Source organism: Mesorhizobium sp. B1-1-8, from assembly GCF_006442795.2.
In the GTDB taxonomy this organism is placed as follows: domain Bacteria; phylum Pseudomonadota; class Alphaproteobacteria; order Rhizobiales; family Rhizobiaceae; genus Mesorhizobium.
The window spans coordinates 307,235-321,711 of sequence record NZ_CP083956.1 but is presented as its reverse complement, the minus strand read 5'-3'; the positions used below and the strand labels follow the sequence as shown (position 1 = coordinate 321,711).

At 63.9% G+C, this 14,477-nt stretch carries 10 protein-coding genes; 6 read left to right on the top strand and 4 right to left on the bottom strand.

Annotated elements, in window-relative coordinates; translation table 11 throughout:
• The first annotated feature begins 23 nt into the window (after nt 1-23).
• Complete coding sequence (locus FJ974_RS01460; RefSeq protein ID WP_140538697.1) at nt 24-1,133, top strand: TRAP transporter substrate-binding protein; 1,110 nt, start codon at nt 24-26, stop codon at nt 1,131-1,133.
• Between the two features lie 403 nt (nt 1,134-1,536).
• On the opposite strand, the gene FJ974_RS01455 is transcribed toward FJ974_RS01460, so the two are convergent.
• The 4 genes from FJ974_RS01455 to FJ974_RS01440 form a co-directional block, all read right to left on the bottom strand.
• Complete coding sequence (locus tag FJ974_RS01455; RefSeq protein ID WP_140538698.1) at nt 1,537-2,559, bottom strand: zinc-dependent alcohol dehydrogenase family protein; 1,023 nt, start codon at nt 2,557-2,559, stop codon at nt 1,537-1,539.
• 12 nt (nt 2,560-2,571) lie between these two features.
• Nucleotides 2,572-4,344, bottom strand: coding sequence for a TRAP transporter large permease (locus tag FJ974_RS01450; protein ID WP_140538733.1), 1,773 nt, complete (start codon nt 4,342-4,344; stop codon nt 2,572-2,574).
• Nucleotides 4,344-4,949, bottom strand: coding sequence for a TRAP transporter small permease subunit (locus tag FJ974_RS01445; RefSeq protein ID WP_140538699.1), 606 nt, complete (start codon nt 4,947-4,949; stop codon nt 4,344-4,346). The genes FJ974_RS01450 and FJ974_RS01445 overlap by 1 nt, the downstream gene beginning before the upstream one ends.
• A 183-nt stretch (nt 4,950-5,132) precedes the next feature.
• Complete coding sequence (locus FJ974_RS01440; protein WP_140538700.1) at nt 5,133-6,038, bottom strand: branched-chain amino acid ABC transporter permease; 906 nt, start codon at nt 6,036-6,038, stop codon at nt 5,133-5,135.
• Between the two features lie 94 nt (nt 6,039-6,132).
• Between FJ974_RS01440 and FJ974_RS01435 the strand changes: the two genes are divergently transcribed.
• The 5 genes from FJ974_RS01435 to FJ974_RS01415 all read left to right on the top strand — a co-directional run bounded on the left by FJ974_RS01435 (nt 6,133) and on the right by FJ974_RS01415 (nt 14,393).
• The gene (locus tag FJ974_RS01435; protein WP_140538701.1) at nt 6,133-6,741 is read left to right on the top strand and encodes a CGNR zinc finger domain-containing protein; all 609 of its coding nucleotides are present in this window, start codon (nt 6,133-6,135) and stop codon (nt 6,739-6,741) included.
• A complete protein-coding gene (locus FJ974_RS01430; protein WP_140538702.1) occupies nt 6,734-7,264 on the top strand; it encodes a hypothetical protein in 531 nt (176 codons plus the stop codon). Before FJ974_RS01435 ends, FJ974_RS01430 begins: the two co-directional genes overlap by 8 nt.
• A 205-nt stretch (nt 7,265-7,469) precedes the next feature.
• On the top strand, nt 7,470-10,943 hold the full coding sequence (locus FJ974_RS01425; protein WP_140538703.1) for an indolepyruvate ferredoxin oxidoreductase family protein: 3,474 nt from the start codon (nt 7,470-7,472) through the stop codon (nt 10,941-10,943).
• A 151-nt stretch (nt 10,944-11,094) separates the two neighbouring features.
• Nucleotides 11,095-13,410 (top strand): putative bifunctional diguanylate cyclase/phosphodiesterase, encoded by a 2,316-nt coding sequence (locus FJ974_RS01420; RefSeq protein ID WP_140538704.1) that lies wholly within the window; start codon nt 11,095-11,097, stop codon nt 13,408-13,410.
• 242 nt (nt 13,411-13,652) lie between these two features.
• The gene (locus FJ974_RS01415; RefSeq protein ID WP_226891597.1) at nt 13,653-14,393 is read left to right on the top strand and encodes an N-acyl amino acid synthase FeeM domain-containing protein; all 741 of its coding nucleotides are present in this window, start codon (nt 13,653-13,655) and stop codon (nt 14,391-14,393) included.
• Nucleotides 14,394-14,477 lie beyond the last annotated feature (84 nt).

The following is a 14,477-nucleotide window of genomic DNA, read 5'->3' as shown; positions in this document are numbered from 1 at the left end:
GCTGATCACAAGGGAGGAACTGCATGGATCGTCGTTCATTCATACGCAAGGCCGGAGCTTCCGGCGTCGGTGCTGCGGCCGCCGCCGCAGCACTTGCCACGCCGGCAATAGCCCAGTCCAATCCGAAAGTGACCTGGCGGCTTGCATCGTCCTTCCCGAAATCGCTCGACACGATCTATGGCGGCGCCGAAGTCTTCTCAAAAATGCTGTCGGAAGCGACCGACGGCAATTTCCAGGTGCAGGTCTTCGCCTCCGGCGAGCTGGTGCCCGGCCTGCAGGCCGCCGATGCCACCACTGCCGGCACCGTCGAGGCCTGCCATACGGTGGCATACTATTACTGGGGCAAGGACCCGACCTGGGCGCTGGGCGCCGCCGTGCCGTTCTCGCTCAACGCGCGCGGCATGAATGCCTGGCACTATCACGGCGGCGGCATCGACCTGTTCAACGAGTTTCTCGCCACGCAAGGGCTGTTCGGCCTGCCGGGCGGCAACACCGGCGTGCAGATGGGCGGCTGGTTCCGCAAGCAGATCAACACCGTGGCCGACCTTTCCGGCCTCAAGATGCGTATCGGCGGCTTTGCCGGCAAAGTGGTGCAGAAACTCGGCGTCGTACCGCAGCAGATCGCCGGCGGCGATATCTATCCGGCGCTGGAAAAGGGCACCATCGACGCCGCCGAATGGGTCGGCCCCTATGACGACGAGAAGCTCGGTTTCTACAAGGTCGCGCCCTATTACTACTATCCCGGCTGGTGGGAAGGCGGCCCGACCGTGCATCTGATGTTCAACAAGGCCAAATACGAAGAGCTGTCGCCAACCTACAAGTCGCTGGTTCGCACCGCCGCCCAGGCAACGGACGCCGACATGCTGCAGAAATACGATTACGTCAATCCGGCTGCGGTCAAGCGGCTGGTGTCCAGCGGCGCCAAGCTGGCGCCGTTCAGCCAGGAGATCATGGCCGCCTGCTTCGAGAAGGCCAACGAGGTCTATGCCGAAATGGAAGCCTCGAACGCCCCGTTCAAGAAGATCTGGGAGTCGATCAAGGGCTTCCGCAAGGAGCACTATCTCTGGGCCCAGGTCGCCGAATACAATTACGACACCTTCATGATGGTGCAGCAGCGCAACGGCAAGCTGTAGTAATCGCTGCCGGTTCGATCCTGACCTCCGGGGCGGTTGCTCCGGGGTTCTTTATGACAGCGTCCTTCGCCCCTTTACGGGACGGCAGTGCAATCGTGTATGGCGGCGCCCGGCCCCCCCCACTCCGGCCGCTGCGCGGCCACCTCTCCCCCATGTCCATGGGGGAGAGGAAATCCGAGCCTTTCAAGGCCACGACCTCGGCGGTTGGCATTTCCTCTCCCTCACCGAAGGGTGGGGGAGAGGTGGCTCGGCGAAGCCGAGACGGAGTGGGGGAGCGCCATATGCGGTTGCCCTGCCGTTCACGGGCGGAAGATGGCGGCAGCCAGATGAGGGGCGGCGCGACGTAGACGTGAGAGGCGAATTCAAACGTCAAGCACGCCTCTTCGTTGAAGGAAGCTCACCCTCAACCAGACACCACCAGCACCTTGACCTCGCCCGGCGCCGGCGGATTGGCAATCACCTGCGGTGCCTCTTCCAGACTGACCTGCCTTGAGATCAGCCTGTCGATCTCGACTGCACCCGAGGCGATGAGCTGGGCCGCGCGGCCATGGGTGTAGGGGTTGAGGAAGGAGCCCAGCACCTTCAGCTCACGAAACAGCAGGTCGAAGGGTTCGACGGCCACCTTCATGCCTTGCGGCACCACGCCGACGATGACGACTGTGCCGCCGGCTTTGGCGATCCGCATCGACTGCTCGACCGTGTCGCGCACGCCGGCGCATTCCAGCACCACGTCGACGCCGCCGGGCATGATGCCTGCCGGTCCGCGGACGGCTTCGACAGGATCGCCGGCACCGGGATCGATGGTCGCCGTCGCGCCGAGCTCTTCGGCCAGCACCCGGCGCGAGGCCTGCCTGGTCGACAGGATGATGGTCGCCGCGCCCGCGAGCTTCGCCAGTTGCACGACGAGCAGGCCGATGACGCCGCCGCCCAGCACTGCCACCGAGGCACCCGGCCTGATGGCGGCGAGGTCGACGCCATGCAGGCAGCAGGCCAGCGGCTCGCAGAAGGCGCCATGCGTCGGCTTCAGGCCGGCGGGCAGCAGGAAGGCCTGGCGTTGTGGCATCACCACATAATCGGCAAAGCCGCCGTCGCGGTGGATGCCGATGGCCCTGAGATTGCTGCACAGATTGACGCGGCCGGCATGGCAATGCGCGCAGCGCCCGCAGGCGATGTTTGGATCGCCGGTGACGCGATCGCCGACGGCAATGCCGGACACGGCGCTGCCGACCGCCTCGACGATACCCGAGAATTCGTGGCCGAGCGTCACCGGCGGCGTGCAGGGAAATTCGCCGCGGAAAAGGTGGCGGTCGGTGCCGCAGACGCCGCACGCTTCGATCTTGACGAGAACATCCTCCGGCCCGGAAACCGGCTTGTCGACTTCATGCAGCGCGATGGCGCCGATTGCTTCCAGCCTTACGGCTCTCATGGCTTGCTCACCTCAATTGAAACTCGGCGGCTTCGAAAGGTCGGGCGCTGGCGCGGCCGGCTTGGCCGGGGCCGTGTCGCCGAAATTCGGCGGCTGTGACAGATCGGGCGTGCCGGGCGCGGCGGGCGCCGCGCCATTGTCAGCCGGCGGCGCGCCGAGCGGCGAAAGTGCCGGCATTTCCGGCAGCTTGATGTCTATCGTGCTCGGTTCGACGGCAGCGCCCTTGTAGCGCATGACCATTTGCGGAAAGGCGATGGTCAGCCCGATCATGATCACCTGGATTAAGACAAAAGGCACCGCGCCCCAATAGATCTGGCCGGTGCTGACAGGCGCGATCTGCTTGCCGGTGATGCGGTCGAGGTAGGGCACGCGCGCCGCGACCGAGCGCAGGTAGAACAGCGCGAAGCCGAAGGGCGGGTGCATGAAGCTGGTCTGCATGTTGACGCCGAGCAGCACCCCGAACCAGATCAGGTCGATGCCGAGCTTGTCGGCGGCCGGCGCCAGCAGCGGCACGATGATGAAGGCAAGCTCGAAGAAATCGAGAAAGAAGGCGAGCACGAAGACCAGCATGTTGACGCCGATCAGGAAACCGACCTCGCCGCCTGGCAACGAGGTCAGCAGATGCTCGACCCAGACGTGGCCGTTGACGCCGTAGAACGTCAGCGAGAAGACGCGCGCGCCGATCAGGATGAACAGCACGAAGGAGGAGAGCCTGGTCGTCGAGGCCAGCGCCTGCTTGACGACATCGAGCGATAGCCTGCCTTTGGCCGCCGCCATGATCAATGCTCCGACTGAGCCCATGGCGCCGCCCTCGGTCGGCGTCGCGATGCCGAGGAAGATGGTGCCCAGCACCAGGAAGATCAGCGCCAGCGGCGGGATCAGCACGATCACCACCTGCTGAGCCAGCTTCGACATCATGTTGATGTGGAGGCGCTGGTCGGCAATCGCCACGATGTAGATGACGATCACGCCGACGGTTGCGCCGAGGATGTCGGCATTGTCGCCGTGGGTTGGCTCGAGATAGCGGTAGGCCGCGTAGGCAACCACTACCGCCAGCAGCAGCGCCGCCAGCAGCGACAGCACGCCGTGGCCGAGCGTGCGGGCCTCCAGCGGCAGCGCCGGCATCGAGTTCGGCCGGATGATCGACATGATCAGGATATAGAACATGTAGATGCCGGTCAGCACGAGGCCGGGGATCAAGGCGCCGGCATACATGTCGCCGACCGAGCGGCCGAGCTGGTCGGCAAGCACGATCAGCACCAGCGACGGCGGGATGATCTGCGCCAGCGTTCCCGAAGCAGCGATGACGCCGGAGGCCAGCCTGCGGTCATAGCCGTAGCGCAGCATGATCGGCAGCGAGATCAGGCCCATGGCGATGACGGACGCCGCCACCACGCCGGTGGTTGCGGCAAGCAGCGCGCCGACGAAGATGACGGCATAGGCGAGCCCGCCGCGGATCGGCCCGAACAGCTGCCCGATCGTGTCGAGCAGGTCCTCGGCCATGCCGGACCGTTCCAGCACGATGCCCATGAAGGTGAAGAACGGGATGGCCAGCAGCGTGTCGTTGGACATCACCCTGGTGCCGTAGAAATTGTCGGGCAGCGCGTGCAGCAGCGGCCAGGCAAGGTTGATCGAGCCGCCCGAATAGGGCGACAGCATGACGCCGATGAAGAAGAACATCAGGCCGTTGGCGGCGAGCGAGAAGGCGACGGGGTAGCCGATCAGGAGGAAGATGACCAGCGAGGCGAACATGATCGGCGCCATGTTCTGCGCGATGAATTCGATCACTGGCGCGCCTCCTGGGCCAGCGCCTTGGCTTCTTCGGCGAGTGCCTTCGCCTCGAGTTCGGCCTGCTCATGCGCCGATATGAACGGGTTGGGGTCATCCATGTCGCCGCGCATGATGGCGACCTTCTTGATGATCTCGGAGGTGCCTTGCAGGGCGAGCAGGAAGAAGCCGACGAGAAGGATGGCCTTTGCCGGCCAGATGATCAGCCCGCCGGCATTGGTCGACATCTCGCCGCTGCGGAACGACAGCGACACGTAAGGCACGAAATAGATCACCATCAGCGTCACGAACGGCATCAGGAAGAAGAGGTGGCCGAAGAGGTCGATCCAGTGCTGCACGCGGCGCGGGAACATGCCGTAGACGATGTCGATGCGGATATGGTCGTTCTGCTTCAGCGTATAGGCGGCCGCCAGCATGAAGGCGGCGCCGAACAGATACCATTGCAGCTCCAGCCAGGCGTTCGACGAGATGTCGAACACCTTGCGGATGATGGCGTTGCCGGCACTGACCAGGATCGCCAGCAGGATCAGCCACGATATCCATTTGCCGATGAACTCGTTCATGCGGTCGATCGTTCTGGATAGAGCGAGCAGCCCTGCCATGCATTCCTCCCGGATATTTTACGGCGCGCCCGATTCCCCCCCGATGTCGCGCCGCCTGGCCCAACGGTATGCAGCGCGTGGTCGGGCCGGTCAACATGGCAAAGGCCGACGGGGGCATGACCACGGGTAACTTGTGGCAAAACCCTTCGGCTTACGGCACGTCATGCAACCAAGGTCTGACGGTCAGGCGATTTTGGTCTGGTCGCGGCTTGCGCCGATCAGCACCAGCATGGCGACGAGGAAAAGGTACATCCAGGCATCGCGCCATTCGAGCGGGAAATAGCCGGCCCAAAGCGATTCGGCCATGCCGAAGGCGGCAGCACCCAGCGCCGCCTTGAGCGGCGACAGGTAGCCGCCAACCGCCGTCACGAACAGGATCTTGAGACCGTAGACGAGCCCTGTGCCGAAGCTGACGTTGCCGTAGTAGAGGCCGGCGAGCACGCCTGCCATGGCAGCGCAGAAGCCGCCGAACAGCACCGCGCGGCGGAACACGGCGGTGACGTCGACGCCGCACATCGCTGCCGCCTTCAGATCGTCCGACACGGCGCGCCAGGCGCGGCCGAAGCTCGAATGCGAGAAAAACCAGGCGGCCAGCACCACCACCGCCACCACCGCCGCGCAGTCGAGCAACTGGATGAGGGTCAGCGTCACCTTGAAGCCGCCGCCCTCGGCGAAGATCACCGGATCGGCCAGCATCGGCGGCAGCCACAGATCATGGGTGTCTGCGGCGATGCGGCTCGCCTCCGACAGGAACAGCAGTATGCCGAGCGTCGTCACCACGATGGCGTTGGGCGAGCGGTCGGCCAGCATTTCAAAGACGCTGCGCGACAGCACATGACTGATCAGCGCCGCGTAGAGCAGGGCAGCGACGATGCCTAGCGCCACCGAGGCGAACAGCGTCAGCCACAGCGCCTGGTAGCCGAAGGCTGCGGTCAGGATCATCGTCTGGCCGCAAAAGGCGAACAGCGCGCCATAGGCCAGGTTGGTGCGGTGCAGGATGCCGTTGGTCAGCACGTAGCCGAAAGCGAGCAGCGCATAAAGCGCGCCCGAATGCAGCCCGTTGAGCACCTGCTGGAAGAAATAGAGCATTGGCATTCCCTGGGGGCCGTGCGCCTCGATCCATTGCGAGCGTTACACTCGGAATCTAACTTGTCAAATACGCTTTATCGGTTAGATTTCTGCCATGACAGTCTCCTGGACCCCGCATCGCTTCACCGGCGGCATCCTTGCGCTCGACACCGCAAACACTGTCGTGCTGCGCAACGATGCGGAAAAGACGTTCGACCGTTTCGACGACCCGGCCGAGATCGCCCGCTTCGCCGAGGCGGCAAGCGGCTTTCGCGCCGCCGAGCTCGGTGGCCGGCGGCTGGCGGCGCCGGAACCGGACAGGATTGCGCCGGCCGTGCTGTCGATCCGCGAGGCGACCGATCGCCTGTTCCGCCATGCCGTGTCACAAGGCGCGGTTGCCACCGGCCATCTGCCGGATTTCCTGACGGCCTGCGCCGCAGGGCTGGCGGGCAGCGCCACCGAGATCGCCGCGCCGGGGCGACCCTTCGGCGATCCGGCAACGCCCATCGCCTTCGAGGCGGCCCTGGCCGTCTCGGCACTGTCGCTGCTGCGCGAGGAAACCGTTGCAAGACTCAGGATCTGTCCCAATTGCAGCTGGCTGTTTGTCGATCGCAGTCGCAACTCCAGCCGCCTCTGGTGCGACATGGCCGTCTGCGGCAACCGCCAGAAAGCGAACCGTTATTATCGCCGCCGCACGGCGGTCAGGGAGGTCATCAATGCCTAGCAAGTTTACGCGTTCGACCGTTCTCGGCGCCGCCTTGATTGCCGCAACCGTTCTCGGTGCCTGCCGCGATACCGGCAAGGATCAGCTCTTTGCCATTTCCGGCAAGCTGTTCGAGTTCAACTATCGGCTGGCGATCGCCACCTATGTCATCACTCTCAAGCCGTTGCGGCCGGTGGGCGAGGGCCAGGTCGCCGTCGTCAATTTCCAGAATCCGGCCGGTGGCGACCCGCTTATCGTCAACCAGAAGATCTGGCCCAAGCTTCCCCATATTACTCTCACCAGCCCGCCGCTCACCTGCGTGGTCAAGGACAAGCCCTACGCCGTCTCGATCCGCATCCAGGATGCCGGCGGCGCTGTTCTGCAGAGTATCGAAACCACGATGACCTCGTCGGAGGACCAGTCGATCCTGCCCGACCGGCCGCTGGTGATCGGACCGAACTACGAGCTCAACAAGGACCTTGCAGGCCACCCCGACGGCAGGCTGCCTGGCGAGCCCAAGCCGGATTGCTCGAAGGCCGGCTGACAGGCGCAAATTGGCTGAAATTTTCGTGCTTTGCTGGGCGCTTGGCAGGGATTTGAATGCGCCGGCGGCCGTCGAAGGGACGGTTTGTTGCGTGTTGCCTGGCCCCTGCGATTTCGTTTGACCTCTCCGGCAAGGGGAGAAAGACTGCGGCGTCCACCCGACGTTGGCGCCCGACTTCCGCGCGCTTCCGCACAGGAATTGCCTGATGACGCTGCATGACGTCGCGCTCGACGACAAGTTCGACCTTGCCAAGGAGCGTGTTTTCCTTTCCGGCGCGCAGGCCGTCGTCCGCATGCTCCTGATGCAGCGCGAGCGCGACCGCCGCGCCGGCTTGAACACCGCGGGCTTCGTCTCCGGCTATCGCGGCTCGCCGCTCGGTGGCCTCGACATGCAGCTGTGGCGGGCGAAGAAGCAGCTCGCCGAGGCCGATATCGTCTTCCAGCCCGGCCTCAACGAGGAGCTCGCCGCCACCGCCTGCTGGGGCTCGCAGCAGACCGAATTGCTCGGCGAAGGCACCCATGACGGCGTCTTTTCGGTCTGGTACGGCAAGGGCCCTGGCGTAGATCGCTCGGGCGATGTGTTCCGCCACGCCAACCTCGCCGGCTCGTCGAGACATGGCGGCGTGCTCGCCCTGATGGGCGACGACCATATGGCCGAATCCTCGACCAATGCGCACGCCACCGAATTCCTCTTCGTCGACACCATGGTGCCGATCCTCAATCCGGCCGGCGTCCAGGAGATCATCGACTACGGCCTCTATGGCTTTGCTATGTCGCGTTTCGCCGGCACCTGGGCGGCGATCAAATGCGTCAAGGACAACATCGAATCGACCGCTTCGGTCGACGCCTCGATCGGGCGGCTCAACATCGTCATTCCCGAATTCGACATGCCGGCAGGCGGCCTCAACATCCGCCACGAGATCGACATGCTCGGCCAGGAAGAGCGGCTGCATGAGTACAAGCGGGCCGCGGCGTCCGCCTTCATCCATGCCAACGGGCTGAACCGGATCGTCTATTCCGGTGGCCGCAATCCGAAACTCGGCGTCATCACCATCGGCAAGAGCTACCTCGACGTCCGCCAGGCGCTGGAGGACATCGGCATCGACGAAGCGGCTGCCAACCGCATCGGCATCCGCCTGTTCAAGGTCGGCTGTCCGTGGCCGCTCGACCTGCAGCATATCGCCGAGTTCGCCCGCGGCCTCGACACCATCGTCGTCGTCGAGGAGAAGCGCTCGCTGATCGAGGTGCAACTGCGCGAGAACCTTTACGGCACCGCCATGCAGCCGGTCATCGTCGGCAAGAAGGACGAGCGCGGCGACTGGCTGTTCCCGGCCAAGGGTGCGCTCGACCCGAACGAGATCGCCATAGCGCTCGGCGAAAGGATCCTGCGCACCATCGGCCCATCGCAAGAGATCGCCGCGCGGGTGGCGAAGCTGCGGCAGTTCCAGGCCATGCTCGCCGACGCGACCGACATCGGCTCGCGCACGCCCTTCTTCTGCTCGGGCTGCCCGCACAATTCCTCGACCAAGGTGCCGGACGGCTCGCTCGCCGCCGCCGGCATCGGCTGCCATTTCATGGCGTTGTGGATGGACCGCAACACCGTCGGCTTCACGGCGATGGGCGGCGAGGGCGCGCAATGGGTCGGCCAGGCGCCATTCTCGAAACGCGACCATATCTTCCAGAATCTCGGCGACGGCACCTACAATCATTCCGGCGTGCTGGCGATCCGCTTCGCGCTTTCCTCCGGCGCCAACATCACCTACAAGATCCTCTACAACGACGCCGTCGCCATGACCGGCGGCCAGCCGCATGAAGGCGGCCTGACGGTCGACATGATTGCCAGGCAGGTGCGCGCCGAAGGCGTCGAGCGCATTGCCGTCGTCACCGACGAGCCCGACAAATACGCCGGCAAGGTTGAATTCCCCTCGGGCGTCTCCATCCATCACCGCGACGACCTCGACCTCGTCCAGCGCGAATTGCGTGGCGTCAAGGGCGTTTCGGTGCTGATCTACGACCAGACCTGCGCCGCCGAGAAGCGTCGCCGCCGCAAGCGCGGCACCTTTCCCGATCCCGACAAGCGCGTCTTCATCAACGAACTGGTCTGTGAAGGCTGCGGCGATTGCGGCGTGCAGTCGAACTGCGTCTCGATCCAGCCGGTGGAGACCGAGTTCGGCCGCAAGCGCCGGATCGACCAGTCGAGCTGCAACAAGGATTTTTCCTGCGTCAACGGCTTCTGCCCGTCCTTCGTCACCGTGCACGGCGCCAAAATCAGGAAGACCGAAGGCATTGCCGGCAGGGCCGATCCGCTCGACGGCGTGCCCAGGCCAGCCGAATTCCCGCTCGGCGGCGAGGGCTGGGCGGCGATCATCGACGGCGTCGGCGGCACCGGCGTCGTCACCATCGGCGCGGTGCTCGGCATGGCCGCCCACCTGGAAGGCAAGGGCTGCGGCATGATCGACATGGCCGGGCTGGCCCAGAAGGGCGGCTCGGTCTTCACCCATGTCCGCATCGCTCCGACGCCTGACGATATCCATGCTATCCGTGTCTCCGCCGGCAAGGCCGATCTGGTGCTCGGCTGCGACCTCGTCGTGTCCGGCGCCAGGAAGGTGCTTGCCGCGGTGCGCGAGGGCCACACGATCTTCCTCGCCAATACCGCCGAGATCATGCCCGGCGAATTCACCCGCGCAGCCGATTTCTCGCTGCCGGTCGAGCGGTTGAAAAAGGCGATCCGCGCCGCCGCCGGCGACGACCGGGCGCACTTCTTCGACGCCACCCGCACGGCGACCGCGCTGTTCGGCAATTCGCTTGGCGCCAACATGTTCATGCTCGGCTTCGCCTTCCAGCATGGCGGGCTGCCGCTCTCGGCCGAAGCCGTTGAAAAGGCAATAGAATTGAACGGAGAGGCAGTGGCGATGAACATCGCCGCCTTCCGCTGGGGCCGCCGCGCCGCGCATCAGCCGGAATTTGTGCGCGCCCTGGCCAGCGAGCCCGGCAAGACGGCGCCCGCACCTGCCGAGACGCTTGACGACATCATCGCCCGCCGCGTCGCATTTCTGACCGCATACCAGAACGCCGCCTATGGCAAGCGCTATGCCGACAGGCTGGCGCGGCTGCGCGCCGTGGAGGCGAAGGCGGTGCCTGGATCGACCGCCGTCAGCGAGGCCGCTGCGAAAAACCTGTTCAAGCTGATGGCGGTAAAGGACGAGTACGAGGTGGCGCGTCTTTACACCGACGGCAGCTTCGCCGCCGACCTCGCAAGGCAGTTCCAGAGCTACGACAAGCTCGAATTCCATCTCGCCCCGCCCATTCTTGGCCGGCGCGGCAGCGACGGCAGGCCGAGGAAATCGAGCTTCGGCCCGTGGATGATGAAGGGGCTTCGGCTGCTCGCGGCGATGAAGGGTCTGCGCGGTACGGCGTTCGATGTCTTTGGCCGCACCGCCGAACGGCGCATGGAACGCCAGCAACTGACACGGTACGAGGCCGATCTGGAGCTGATCGCCGCAGCACTTGCGCCGGGCAGGATCGAAGCCGCTGCCGCCCTGGCCTCGGTGCCGGCGCTCATCCGCGGCTACGGCCATGTCCGGCAGGCCAGCGCCGAAAAGGCGGCAGGCGAGCGTTCTAGGCTGCTAGACCGCCTGACCCAGCCCTTGCCGGAGCCGGCACTCCGGGCGGCGGAGTGATCGCACCAGCCGGCCGATTGTTTGCCGAAGGGTTGAATTTTCTGATCTGTCCCGCGGTTTCGTAACCTCGGCAACCGAGGTCAAGCCGATGTTTCTAAGCCTTTCTTAAGGCGGGGCGTGGCATTACAGGGCGTAGTGTTGGGCCAGCGACATGGGCAGAACAAAGACCGAGAACATCCCGGCGGATGTTTATATCCAGTTCGTGCGGGCATTGTTCGACAACGCCGGCATGGTGGCGATCGGCGGCGTATGCTACTGGATTCTCGGGTTCATGGTCTACCTGCGCACGCAGGATCTGCTTTATCTGGCGTTAGCTTTCCTTCTGCTGTCGGCCAGCCTCTGGCGGTACTTCAGCATCCGGAGCTTCCATAGAGCGGGCGGCACCATAGCAAGTGTCGCAGAGGCAGAAGCGATAGAGCGTAATTACATTCTCAAAGGCAGCGCGCAGGGCCTCGCATTGGGGTCATTCTGCTTCGTGTCGATCTATCTGCGTCCTGATCAATTTGCTGAGCTGGCGTCGGTGTCGTTGTCGTTGACGACCCTGGTAACGGTTGTCGGGCGAAGCTACGGGTCCATGCGCATGGTCCAGATTTTTTCCTTGACCCTCGTTGGGCCGGCAGCTCTTGCGCTCGTCCTGCGCATGGATATGCCTTCTGTCGTCCTCGGCTTGATGATCTTCCCGCTGACGTTCGTCACGATCAGCAGCGCTGACCATGTCCGCAACGTGCTGTTCTCGGCGGTTATCGGCCACAAGCAGGCGAGGAACCTGACGCGCAGGTTCGACCGCGCGCTCAACACCATGTCACATGGCCTGGTCATGCTGGGCCCGGATGGGCGCGTCGTGGTCGCCAATGCCGAGGCTGCCCATCTGATGTCGCTGAAATCGGCCGAGGCGCTGCTCGGGCGTTCAATTCACGGCCTTTTGATGCGCGGCGCTGCCGGCGGCATGCTGGCGCCGAAGGACTGCCGCTACATCGAGGCGCAGCTGACGCGCGCCTTGCGCGAAGGCCGCGACCGCAAGGTGCTGGTTTCGCTTGCCAATGGCCAGCATTACGAGTTTTCGGCGCGCGAAGGCAGCCAGGAATTGGGCGTCATCACCTTCGAGGATGTGACTGCCCGCGTCGAGGCGGAGGAAAAGATCCGCTTTATGGCGCGCTACGACAACCTCACCGGCCTGCCGAATCGCGCCTATTTCCATGAGCTCGTCGGCGAAGCCATGGCGTCCGGCGACCGCGACCGGCTCTGCGGCCTCGCCGTGCTCGATCTCGACGATTTCAAGAGCGTCAACGACACGCTCGGCCATCCGGTCGGCGACGGGCTGATCTATGCCGTGGCCGAGCGGCTGGCGGCGGTCGCCGCGCCAGGCATCAATGTCAGCCGTTTCGGCGGCGACGAGTTCATGGTCTTCTTCGACCGCATCGAGGACGAGAGCCATCTGAACGATTTGCTCGACGAGATCTTCGTCGACCTGCAGGGCGAGGTGGATGTCGCCGGTCACAGCCTACGCATCCAGGCCAGCGGCGGCGCCGTGTTGTCCAGGGTCGCAGACACCGATGTCGACGCCATGATCGTCAAGGCCGACCTTGCCCTCTACAAGGCCAAGGAGCTCGGCAAGAACAGCTGGCGGCTGTTCGAGGCATCGATGGATGCCGCGTTCCGCAATCGCCAGCTGATGAAGGCCGATCTGCGCACAGCCGTGCAAAACAAGGAGTTGCGCGTCGTCTATCAGCCGATCGTGGCGATGAGCACCATGCGCATAGCTGGCTGCGAGGCGCTCTGCCGTTGGGATCACGCCGACCTCGGGCCGATCTCGCCCGGCGTCTTCATCCCGCTGGCCGAGGAGATGGGCATCATTTCCGACATCAGTACTTTCGTGTTGCAGGCGGCCTGCGCCGAATGCGCCAAATGGCCGGCGCAGACCAGCGTATCGGTCAACCTTTCGGCCAAGGACTTCCGCAACCGCGATGTCGTGCAGAAGGTGCGCGAGGCGCTGGTGGCATCGGGCCTCGCGCCAGGCCGCCTCGAGATCGAAGTCACCGAGACCGCGCTGCTCGACGACAAGTCGCTGACAAGGCAGTATATCGAAGAGCTGAAGCAGCTTGGCGTGCGCATAGCGCTCGACGATTTCGGCACCGGCTACTCCAGCCTCAGCTATCTCCACAAGTTGCCGCTCGACAAGATCAAGATCGACCGCTCCTTCCTGATAGACGTAACCCAGAGCCCGCAGTCGCTCGACCTTTTGAAGGGCATCGTCGGCTTGACCCGGACGTTGGGCCTGGTCGTCACCATCGAAGGGGTGGAAAGCTTCGAGCAGCTGAAGGTACTGGTGCATTCGGTCAAACCGGATCTGGTGCAAGGCTTCCTCTTCGGTGCCGCGCTCAGTGCGTCGGGTATCGAGACGATGTCGAATGTCACCTGGCCATTCGCCGCGGACCTGCGTCTCATCGGCAAACGAACAGCCAGTTAGCGCCGATTGCGGGCTTCGCCCGATTGGATCGACGAACCGCCGCCTTCTTGTGATCGGCGGTACGGCCAAGTCCCGATTTTGCGTTTCTTGCACAATATTGACGACAAGTATCCCGCTAGCCGTTAAGGTTAACATACGGTAAATCAGCACCGTCGAATTTTCAGCTTGTGTCTCATTTCAACTCGAATAGCCTAGCTGCAGGCGGAATTCGAGGACTGGCAATGGATGTTGCGAGGAAGGATGTGTTGGCTGGCGCCGGCGCAAGAGGCGAGTCGGTGCTTAACCGATCGATGATGCAGTTATTGGAGCACGTTGAGTATCGCCTCATTACGGGCGGCGAGGATCTGGAGGCGATCTACCGACTTCGCTATCAATCCTACATGCGCTCGGGCATGTGTGGCCCGATCGCCAGTGGAATGTTCGAGGATCGCTGGGACAATCTGCCCAACTCCTACCGGTTCGGTGTCTATTGCTATGACCAATTGGTCAGCACACTGCGCTTCCATTATATTACCCGCGAGTGTCCGTTCTCGCCCTCCGTCGATGCCTATCCGGAAATATTGAACGAGCGGCTTGCGCGCGGAGAAACCTTCATCGATGGAACCCGGTTCGCGGCCGATCCTGCCAGCGCGCCGTCGCCCGGAGTGATACCCTTCCTGACGCTCAGGATTGCCATGGTCGCCTCCTGTTATTTTGGCCAGGACTCGGTGCTGACGCCGGTCAAGATGGAGCATTCCGCTTTTTATGTTCGTTACTTTCAGGCCGTGCAGAGGACAGAGGGTAAAGTATTCCCGGGCGTTCTTCCCCCGCTCGCGCTGTTCGAAATCCCGGCCGGCGAAAACATGCGCCTGACGCTCAAACGGTTGCCATTCTTCAAATCCACGCCGACGGAACAACGGCTGATGTTTGGCAATCCGGCCATCAACCGGCTGATGCCTCTGTCCATCCTGCCGACAGCGAAATATTTGCAAGAAGCCGCCTGAATGGGGGTCCGTCCTCGTCTCATGGACCTTTCCGGCAGTTGCGCCGTTATAAGGCTGGCGCGGTGACCGGCCTTGGCTGCCGTC